This is a genomic window from Agrobacterium vitis (assembly GCF_013337045.2).
GTDB lineage: Bacteria > Pseudomonadota > Alphaproteobacteria > Rhizobiales > Rhizobiaceae > Allorhizobium > Allorhizobium vitis_B.
Genome location: NZ_CP118263.1, coordinates 148,537 through 157,890 on the forward strand (window position 1 = coordinate 148,537; position 9,354 = coordinate 157,890).

The following is a 9,354-nucleotide window of genomic DNA, read 5'->3' on the forward strand; positions in this document are numbered from 1 at the left end:
CCCTCTCCACTAACCGCGTTGCATGACCGAGAGCGCGCTCGCCGGCTGCGCGCTCATCGTTGTGACGGTATAGGCGCGGCCGAGTTCGACGCTGTTGGTCGACAGACGGGCGAGCACTTGCCCCTCGAAGGGAATGACGACATAGGCGAGCGGCACGGTGCGCGTCGTGCCATCCGTCTTCTGGTCGGTCACGACCGCATAACCCCATCCCTTGAGGGACGCCTCCAACGCTTGCCCGAAGGGCGAGCCGTCCTGCTTCAGCGAGACGGTCGCGGTACCAGGGCCGATCTGCTCGGCGAGCGTGCTCACCATGTCGCCGGCAATGGCGCTGGCCGCCGGCCCCGAGATTTCGGCAGGGGCATTGCTGGAGCTCAACCCGTCCGTCCCGGCGGATTGGCATCCGGAAAGGAGGAGGGCGAGGGCGCAGGTGGCAGCGAGGCTGCGGAGGGGGCGCAAGGGGTGCGTGCGGGAGGGCAGGCTTGGCATCACCGCCCTCCCCTTTTGATTGTCACCTTCTCCTGTTTCCAGCCGACGCCGGAAACGAGAACCGCGCGATCGACGTGATAGTCGACCACCATCATATCGCCCTTCATCCGGTAGTTGACGATGCGGTTCTGACCGCCGGAGACGACAAACAGCACCGGCGCGTCCTGGCCGGAGATCGAGCGCGGGAACTGGATATAGGTCTTTTCCCCGTCACTATAGACCCGTGTCGGCCGCCAGCCGGCATTGCCGGAGACGGAATAGGAGAAATTCAACTGCTCGGCCGGTACGCCGGCGCCGGGGATCGTGCTCGCCTCCATCCGTGCGTTGATGTCGGCGAGCTTGTTGGACACGTCTTCCGGATATTCGAATCCGACGCGGGCCATGTATTGTGTCTGATGCGACTTGAGCTGGATGTGATAGGTGCGGCGCGAGGTCGTCACCACCATCGAGGTGACGAGGTTCGGCTCTGATGGCTTGACGATCAGGTGGATCGCCTGCCCACCCGCAGCACCTGACGTCGCCGGCTCGACCTTCCACCTTACGGTGTCGCCGACGAGGACGTCGCGCACCACTTCGCCGCCCTGAAGCTCGATGTCGCACACCTGCAGCGGCGAGCAGACGACGGAGGGCTGCACCTCGCCGTAAAGGAAGATCACCTTCCCGTCCGGTCCTTTCGTGACAAGTCCGCGTGAGCCGCGCCACTGAGTGGAAATCCCCATCCCCTTCGCCTCATTGGCGGTGACGCCATCGGCTGCGAGCGCGCGTGAGGAAAGAGAAGCCGACAACGGCACGAGAGCAACGACGATCGTGGCAGCAGTCAGCGTGGCCGAAAAACGTCTCAGTCGAATGTTCATGTTCGGGGCCATGCCTTTCAAAGCTGCGCGGTCCAGTCGAGATCCCTGAGATAGAGTCCGATCGGGTTAAGCCGGATGACGCCCTCGTCCTGCGGCGGTGCAAGCGTCACGGTGGCGATCCCGCGGAACCGGCGTGTGGCTGTCTCTTTGCCGCGGCGATCGCGCTCGAATTCAGTCCAATCGATCTGGTAGGACTGGTTCGACAGCGCGACGATGTTGTTGACCTCGACGGCGACCGTTGCGTTCTTCGCTTTCTCGAAGGGCGAGGAGGAGCGAAACCAGGCGTTGACCTTCTCGGTCGCCGGATCCGAGGTCCGAAGCAGCGCATAGGTGCGGTCGATATATTGCTTCTGCACGACCGCATCCGGCGACACCGACCGGAAGTTCGAAACGAAACTTCCAAGCGTGGCGCGCACCACGCGCGGGTCGGCATATTCGATCTGCTGCGGAAAGCCGGCGCTTGAGGCCGTGCCGAGCTTGTCGACCTCGACGATATACGGGACCAGCTTGACCTGCGTGCTCTGGTAAAGAGCGTAGCTGAAGCCGACGACCGCCATGGTCATCCCGGTGACCCCGATCAGGCGCCAGGCCGCGGCTGCCTTCACATAGGAGCCGTAGCGCTCGTTCCATTCCGTTCTCGCAGCGATATAGGGATTGTCGGGCGGGGTTCGTCCGGCCATGTGCGGTCAGCCTTGTTTGTTTTCGTTGACGGGTGGAGGCGGAGGAGGCGTCGAAGGCCTGCCGGTTTGCCGGGTCTGATCAAGCTTGGCATTGGCGAGGCCGAGCAGAGAGCCGGCATAGGCGCCAGGCGACGCGATCGCCTTTTCTCGTGCCGCTGAGCCTGCCGCCCATCCGGCGTTGCCGATGCCGGACGCCATGCCGCGAAGTGCAGCTCCGGCCATGGACGAGCCCCCTGCCCTCGCCGAGCTCGCTGATTCTGCTCCCTTGATCGCGGCGCCCGCGCCAAGGAAGGCGCCACCGGCGGCGAAGGCGGCCGTCTGACCACCATGACGGATCGCCTCCATGCCGCCTGAGACCGATGCGCCCTGCACGACGCCCTGGATAATCGGCGGGACATACATGGCGATAATGAAGACCACGACAGAGATACCGGCGATGCCGATCGTGGTGATGAACTGGTCGGAGGTCGCCGTCGGCGCCTCGGCCAGCCCTATCAGAATGTCGGACCCGATCTTGGCGATCATCACCAGCGCCATCAGCTTCATGCCGACGGAGAAGGCGTAGACCAGATACCGGACCGCGAAATCCTTGGTATAGGAGCTGCCGCCCAAACCGAGCATGATCATGCCGGCGAGGAGGCCCACATACATCTCAACCATGACGGCGACGAAGATCGCTGCGACGAGCGAAAAGGCGACGACGACCACGATCATCGCGAAGACCGCTGCGATCGCCAGCGCATTATCCTCCCAGAGGCCGAACTTCGCCTGTTCCGACATTTTGGAGGCGACGCGGATACCCGCGTCGAAGATGTTGGCCGGCGAAGCCGAGCCCCCGCCCGCGCCGATCTGGAACAGGCTGTCAACCACCGCCTTGGCCAGCGCCGGGCCGCGGTCGAGGATAAAGGCGAAGAGACCGATAAACATGATCCGACGCACGAGCTCGGCGAACCAGGCGTCGAGGCTTGCCGCATTGATAGCCAGCCACACGGCGGCGATACCGATCTCGATCCCGGCAAGGATCCAGAACAGCGACCGCGCCGCGTTCATGATCGTCGTCTCCCAGCCCTTGGCGGCGGTAACAACCTGGTTCTCCAACGTGGTGAGCACGGAACCCTGTTGGGCGAGCGCCGGCGCTGTCGCAAGAGCCAGGATCGCGATGACGATGAAAGCGGTTTCGAGCTTGCGGGACGGGCGGACGACTACCATCGCGGCTTCATTTCCTGCCCGCCGCGCACGTCGCGATCCGGGTCGCCGCCGAGGAAGCGCTCCCGGTGCTCGCGCTGCGCTGCGCCAGAACCGGACGTCCCGGCCGGTGTTTCAGTCGCAGCATCCGGTTGGACCACCACCCAGACGATCATGCCGGCTCCGAAGGCGACCAGACCCGCGACTGCGAGGACGATGAGGATGCGCGGGCTCACCAGCGCGGCTCCATCGTCTGCCCGCCGCGAATGTCATTGGTCGGCGCGTTGAAGAATTTTTCGCGTCGGGCCTGGGCGAGGTCCTTCTGTGCCTGTTCCGACTGAAACCATGTTCCCATCATTGTGGTCTGCTGCGACACCAACCCACGCAGCTTCTGCATCTGCGCCACCTGCTGGGTGGCGATCTGGTGCCCCACCTGCAGGGCCTTCATCTGGCCGTCGGCGCTCTCCGACATCGAGCGCAGCGAGGACATGGTGGATTCCTCGCTTGAAAACTGCTCGGCCGTCAGGTTAGCCGCCTTCAGCGTGCCGGCGATGGTGTCGCGATTGGTATCGGACCAGTTCTGATAGGTCGACGAAAAGCTCTGGCCGTCCGGCAGGTTGCTCTTCATGTCGGCGAAACTCTGGAAGCGCTGCTTCACGACGTCGTCGATGTTGCCCATCGAAAAGGCGACGCCCTGCCCCTGCGCGACGATGTTCTGGAGCTTGTTGAGGTCGTTCTCGACCTGGCCCCAGATATGGTCCGGCAGTTGCGCGGTGTTCTGCAGCAGATTCTTGTAGATGTTGATCTGGTTCTGAATCTGCTCGGCAAGCTGGCTGATCTGGGTAATCTGATTGTTCACCTGCTCGGCGGACTTGCCGACGAGACTAATGAGCTCCGCATTGTTGGCGAGTTGGGTCCATTCGGTGGCCTGTCCGGTAACGCCGCCGGCATATGCGGTAAACGGCAGAGCGACCGGGACGATGATGGCCGTGATCATGGCGGCGCGCGCCGCTTCAAGCGGCCTGGAAAAGTGTTTCGGCATGGGCGATCCCCCTTTGCTGGAGCCAGTGCTTGGGCCAATCCGCCCCGTGTTGGAAGTGAAGGGCGCGGATGCGCTTGAGGTCCTCCTTGCCGGACGCACCGACGAAGGAAAGCGCTACGGGACCAAGCGACATATCGAACAGCCGGCGACCCTCGGGCGAGGCGACGTAATATTCGCGTTTTGGCAGTGCGGTGGCGACGATCTCGATCTGCCGTTCGTTGAAACCGATGCGCTCATAGAACTCGCGCGTCCCTGGCTCGCGTGCCGCGCCGTTGGGCAGACATATCTTGGTCGGGCAGGATTCCTTCAGCACGTCGATGATGCCCGAGCGCTCGGCGTCGGATATCGATTGTGTGGCGAGCACGACGGCGCAGTTAGCCTTGCGCAGGACCTTCAGCCATTCCCTGATCTTGTCGCGGAATGTTGGATGGCCGAGCATCAGCCAGGCTTCGTCGAGGATGATCAGGCTGGGTGCGCCCGTCAGCCGCTTCTCGACCCGCCGGAACATATAGAGCAGGACCGGAACGAGATTGCGTTCGCCCATATTCATCAATTCCTCGACCTCGAAGCACTGGAAGGCGCCGAGCGCCAGTCCGTCCTGTTCGGCATCAAGCAACTGGCCCATTGGACCGTCGACCGTGTAGTGGTGCAACGCGTCCTTGATCTCGCGCATCTGCACGCCTGATACGAAATCCGAAAGCGAGCGGCCGCGCGATTCCGCCATCAGGCCCAACTGCCTGGAAATGGCGTTGCGATAGTCAGGCGTGACCGTGACGCCCTGCAGGGCAACGAGCGTCTCGATCCACTCGGCCGCCCAGGCGCGGTCGCTGTCCGTCGCGAGTTCGGCGAGCGGGCAGAAGGCCAGTCGCGGCGAGTCCCCCTCCCCTCCTTCGGCCGCCTCCCCGCCGATCTCGTAGTGATCGCCGCCGATGGCGAGCGCTAGCGGCAACATCGACCGCCCCTTGTCGAACGCAAAGATCTGCGCATCCGCATAGCGTCGGAACTGCGCCGCGATCAGCGACAGCAAAGTCGATTTGCCCGAACCGGTCGGGCCGAAGACCAGCGCATGCCCGACATCATCGACATGCAGGTTCAGGCGGAACGGCGTCGAGCCGCTGGCGACCTGCATGAGCGGCGGCGATCCCGGCGGGTAGAATGAGCATGGCGCGACGGGGCTTCCCGACCAGACCGAGTTCAGCGGAATGAGGTCCGCGAGATTGCGCGTGTTGACGAGCGGCTCGCGGATATTGGCATAGGAAACTCCCGGCAGACTGCCGAGAAAGGCATCGGTCGCGTTCAGCGTCTCGATCCGGGCGCCGAATCCTTCGGCCTGGATCAATCGGCGGATCGCCTCGCACTTTTCCTGAAGCCGTTCTTGCTGTTCATCGAACAACAAGATGACCGGCGTGTAATATCCATAAGCGACGAGCTGCGACGATGCCTCGGCGATTGCGTCCTCCGTCTCGGCCACCATCATCATGGCGTCCTGATCCACCGAACGGCTCTGGGTTTGGAAAAGCTGATCGAAGAACGGCCGGACCTTCTGCTGCCATTTCTTGCGGGTGCGCTCCAGCTTCTGCCGTGCCTCCTGTTCGTCAAGAAAGACGAAGCGCGATGACCACCTATAGGTGAGCGGCATCAGGTCGAGACTGTTCAGGATCCCCGGCCAGCTCTCCGCGGCTAAGCCGTCAATGGCGACGACGCCAAGAAAGCGGTTCTCGACGGTCGGTGTAAGACCATGCTGCAGCTCGGCCGTGACAAGCCAGTCGAGATACATCGGGATATCGGGGAGGCGGACAGGGTGGTTCTCGCCGGTGATGCAGAAGCGGATGAATTGGAACAGCTCGTCGTAGCGCGCAACGCGAAAGCCGCCGCGCTCCTCCGTTTCCTGCGTCACCATGCGGCGGATGGAGACGACATTGGCGAGATACTGTTCGAATTCGCGGATGGAGGTCCGGAAGGAGTCGAGCGCCGTATCGGCATAGGTGGCGGAACGGCTGACCGTATCCGAATAGACATAGCGCGTGAGGCCCGATCGGCGTGGCTCCGGCGGCCGCCAGGTCAGGATCAACGCGTGCCGGCTCTCGAAATGCCCGCTCTCCCGCTCGAAATGAGACCGGCGCTCCGTATCGATCGCGCGCGTGACCGGATCAGGAAAATGGCAAGTGTCCCCGACCGGATAATCGATCGTCGGAACCCGCAATGCCTCGACCTGAACCATCCAACCCGAACCCAGCCGCGACATGATCATATTGATCTGCCGCGACACCTCGTTGCGCTCTGAATCTGTCGAGCTTTCGCTGTCCGGGCCGGCAAAATACCAGCCGGCCATCAGTGAGCCATCCTTCAACAGGATCACGCCATTGCCGACCAGGCCCGCATAAGGAACCAGATCGGCAAAGGACGGGCCGGAGTGTCGGAAGAGCTTTAGTGCGACCATGCCCGTCTCCTCAGAACTTGCGCCACGGTGTCGAGGTGGGCCGGTAGAGCGATCGGTAAGACACGTGCCGCAGATATACGCGGCGCATCAGCGGATCGGCCTTCGCCATCATACGAAGGGCGGCGACCGCGATCAGCCAGATGGCCACGCCGAACAGTGCGGCGTACCAGGTCAGCACCACGAAGATCAGGATCACGGCGGTAAGGCCGGTGAGCAGCACCAGTTCGCGGTCGGCGCCCATCAGCAGGTTCGGGCGTGACAGCGCTCGATGGACCCGTGAGCGGGCGAGGTTGGAGCCCGGTTCAGCCATGAGCCCCCTCCCCTTCCGGTCGAGGTGCCGCCGACATCTTGACATTCCCAGACGCGGGTCGGGCCTCGAACTTGCCGATCGAAGCGCCTGTCGCTCCGAAGAGAGCGACGATCTGGGTCGCGCCGAGAAGTACGCCGCCCACGAGGGCGACGTAGCAAAGCCTCCTTGCGAAATCATTCAACTCGCCCCCGAAGATCAGCATTGCGCCGGCGATCGCCACCGCTGCGAGGGCGATGAAGCCGGCCACCGGTCCCGTGATCGACTGCTGGATTTGCTGGAGCGGAGATTCCCACGGCAACCCACCCCCGCCCGAAGAGGCGAAGGCTGGGTCCGCCAGATTGACGCAGAAGACAACGGCGAACGCCGCAAGTGCAATGGCAGTCTCGGTCTTACGCGACATGGCTGTCCTCATCGATCTGGGCGTAATGTTCGGTCTGGTAACGGGAGTTGGTGAAGCCCTCGACATGGATCACTTCGCGAACCCGTCTCCCCTTCCCCGTTCGTTCGATCGAGACGATCAGATCGACTGCCTCGCCGATCACTTCCTGCATCGGCTGCTGGCTCGCTTCTGCTGTCAGCTGTTCCAGTCGACGGAGAGCGGACATCGCCGTGTTCGAGTGAATGGTGGTGACACCGCCAGGATGGCCGGTATTCCACGCCTTGAGCAGTGTAAGCGCCGCCCCGTCGCGGACCTCGCCGACGATGATGCGATCGGGCCGCAAGCGCATCGTGCTCTTGAGCAGGCGGGCCATGTCGATCGTTTCACTTGTATGGAGCGCCACGGCGTTCTCGGCCGCGCACTGAATCTCGGCGGTGTCCTCCAGCATGACGATCCGATCGTCCGGCGCATTCGCGATGATTTCGGCAATGACGGCATTGGCGAGCGTCGTCTTGCCGGAGCCAGTACCGCCGGAGATCACGATATTCATGCGAGACGCGATTGCGCTGCGCAGAACCGACGCTTGCGCCTCGGTCATGATCTTGTGTTTCAGATAGTCGTCGAGCGGGATCAGGCGTGAAGCACGCCGGCGGATCGTGAAGCTCGGCCCGGAAACGACCGGCGGCAGCAAACCCTCGAAGCGGTGACCGCCGATCGGGAGTTCGCCAGAGATGATCGGTTGCTCGTCGTCGGCCTCTGATTGTAGTGCGTGGGCGACGCTGCCGATGATAACTTCTGCGGCGGCGGGGCTGAGTTGGCCAGCCGGGGCCATGCCATGACCCAGGCGCTCAATGAAGAGCTTGCCATCGGGATTGAGCATGATCTCGACCACCATCGCATCATCAAGCGCGACGCAAAGCTGATCGCCGAGGGCGTCCTGGAGTTTCCGGACCAGACGCGAATGGGAGCGCAACTGGGTCACGCGGCACTCCTGATCGCTGCCACGTCGATCCGGGGGATCGAATGATAGCCCGGTGGGCAAACCTGCCGGAAGCTCGTCCTATCTGCCGGCAGGCTGCCCGCAATGGCGATGGTGTTGCCGATTGCGACCGGTGGGCCGAGCCGTTGCATTGGCCAGCCCGCCCGCTTCAGGATGCGCTCGAAGCGAAGATCGGTCGCGGTGACGATCTCGTTGTAGCCATTGGCCATAGACCATTCGATGATGCCGGCGAACAGGGTGAGCGTGGCGACATGCAGTTGGCTTGCGTCCCTCCGCGAGACAAGCGCGGTATCGACACAGAAGCGCGAGCTCTCGACCATCCCGGAATGCGCGACGAGCGAACCCGTTTCGAGGAGTTGCGGAAAAGTCTGCTCCAGCATCGTAGGGCCGAAAGCCGGAAGAAGACGGGCGCAACCTGCGACACGTCCACTATCGGTAATCGCCAGAAGGTAGGTCGGCTTGTAACCATCGTACTGGTCGCGCTCTTGCCCGGCTGTAATGGAGACTTCCCATTCCAGGCGGCCGCCGAACACCGTCGCGCGAAGACGGTGCATTTGTTTGAGGAAGCTTCGACTACGTTCGTATTGGTCCGGCGAGACTGTCAGTATCTGCATCACGATCTCCACATGAACAGGTCATGCGAACAAAAAATCATCTCGCGGCGCGTGTGCCTACGTGCAGATTTGCACCTGAGGTGATTCTACCGAGTCGGTGTTCCAGGGCATAGAATGCGAGTGGGTGAGAACGGCTAGATGCCGACAAGGTTGTGCAAATCTGCACGTGGTGACACGTCGCACAGAAGGAGGGAATCTGTCTAACTAACAGATAGCATTTGAAGAATCGGCATTTTTTATGATTTCGATTGAAACGTGTTTAACCTTTCATTAACCAAAAACGTCTTGCAACCTCACACGCATTGGGTAATCGTCACGGATAAATGGCAATACGCGCCAATTAACCGTGACAAGAGATTACACC

The 9,354-nt window shown here is 62.4% G+C and carries 11 protein-coding genes; all 11 read right to left on the reverse strand.

All coding sequences use genetic code 11. The features are described 5' to 3' along the window. Window positions 1-9: 9 nt before the first annotated feature. From trbH to traI, 11 genes are read right to left on the reverse strand one after another with little or no spacing between them, the layout of a single operon-like run. Window positions 10-486, reverse strand: a complete 477-nt coding sequence (trbH, locus tag G6L01_RS28030; protein ID WP_070167522.1) for a conjugal transfer protein TrbH — start codon at window positions 484-486, stop codon at window positions 10-12. Continuing rightward, window positions 486-1,340 (reverse strand): P-type conjugative transfer protein TrbG, encoded by an 855-nt coding sequence (trbG, locus tag G6L01_RS28035; RefSeq protein ID WP_070167554.1) that lies wholly within the window; start codon window positions 1,338-1,340, stop codon window positions 486-488. The genes trbH and trbG overlap by 1 nt, the downstream gene beginning before the upstream one ends. Window positions 1,341-1,357: 17 nt before the next feature. After that, window positions 1,358-2,020, reverse strand: coding sequence for a conjugal transfer protein TrbF (locus G6L01_RS28040; protein WP_070167521.1), 663 nt, complete (start codon window positions 2,018-2,020; stop codon window positions 1,358-1,360). 6 nt (window positions 2,021-2,026) lie between these two features. Next, window positions 2,027-3,229 carry a P-type conjugative transfer protein TrbL gene (gene trbL / locus G6L01_RS28045; protein ID WP_070167520.1) on the reverse strand — a complete coding sequence of 401 codons (1,203 nt, stop codon included), beginning with the start codon at window positions 3,227-3,229 and terminating at the stop codon, window positions 2,027-2,029. Next, window positions 3,223-3,441 (reverse strand): entry exclusion protein TrbK, encoded by a 219-nt coding sequence (gene trbK / locus G6L01_RS28050; RefSeq protein WP_070167519.1) that lies wholly within the window; start codon window positions 3,439-3,441, stop codon window positions 3,223-3,225. The genes trbL and trbK overlap by 7 nt, the downstream gene beginning before the upstream one ends. Next, window positions 3,438-4,247, reverse strand: coding sequence for a P-type conjugative transfer protein TrbJ (gene trbJ, locus G6L01_RS28055; RefSeq protein WP_070167518.1), 810 nt, complete (start codon window positions 4,245-4,247; stop codon window positions 3,438-3,440). The genes trbK and trbJ overlap by 4 nt, the downstream gene beginning before the upstream one ends. Then, complete coding sequence (locus tag G6L01_RS28060; protein WP_070167517.1) at window positions 4,219-6,687, reverse strand: conjugal transfer protein TrbE; 2,469 nt, start codon at window positions 6,685-6,687, stop codon at window positions 4,219-4,221. The genes trbJ and G6L01_RS28060 overlap by 29 nt, the downstream gene beginning before the upstream one ends. 10 nt (window positions 6,688-6,697) lie before the next feature. Next, a complete protein-coding gene (locus G6L01_RS28065; RefSeq protein ID WP_070167516.1) occupies window positions 6,698-6,997 on the reverse strand; it encodes a conjugal transfer protein TrbD in 300 nt (99 codons plus the stop codon). Continuing rightward, a complete protein-coding gene (gene trbC, locus G6L01_RS28070) occupies window positions 6,990-7,397 on the reverse strand; it encodes a conjugal transfer pilin TrbC (protein WP_060716499.1) in 408 nt (135 codons plus the stop codon). Before trbC ends, G6L01_RS28065 begins: the two co-directional genes overlap by 8 nt. Continuing rightward, window positions 7,387-8,358: a P-type conjugative transfer ATPase TrbB gene (gene trbB, locus G6L01_RS28075; protein ID WP_060716500.1), complete on the reverse strand. Its 972-nt coding sequence runs from the start codon at window positions 8,356-8,358 to the stop codon at window positions 7,387-7,389. Before trbB ends, trbC begins: the two co-directional genes overlap by 11 nt. After that, on the reverse strand, window positions 8,355-8,990 hold the full coding sequence (gene traI / locus G6L01_RS28080; protein ID WP_060716501.1) for an acyl-homoserine-lactone synthase: 636 nt from the start codon (window positions 8,988-8,990) through the stop codon (window positions 8,355-8,357). The genes trbB and traI overlap by 4 nt, the downstream gene beginning before the upstream one ends. Window positions 8,991-9,354 lie beyond the last annotated feature (364 nt).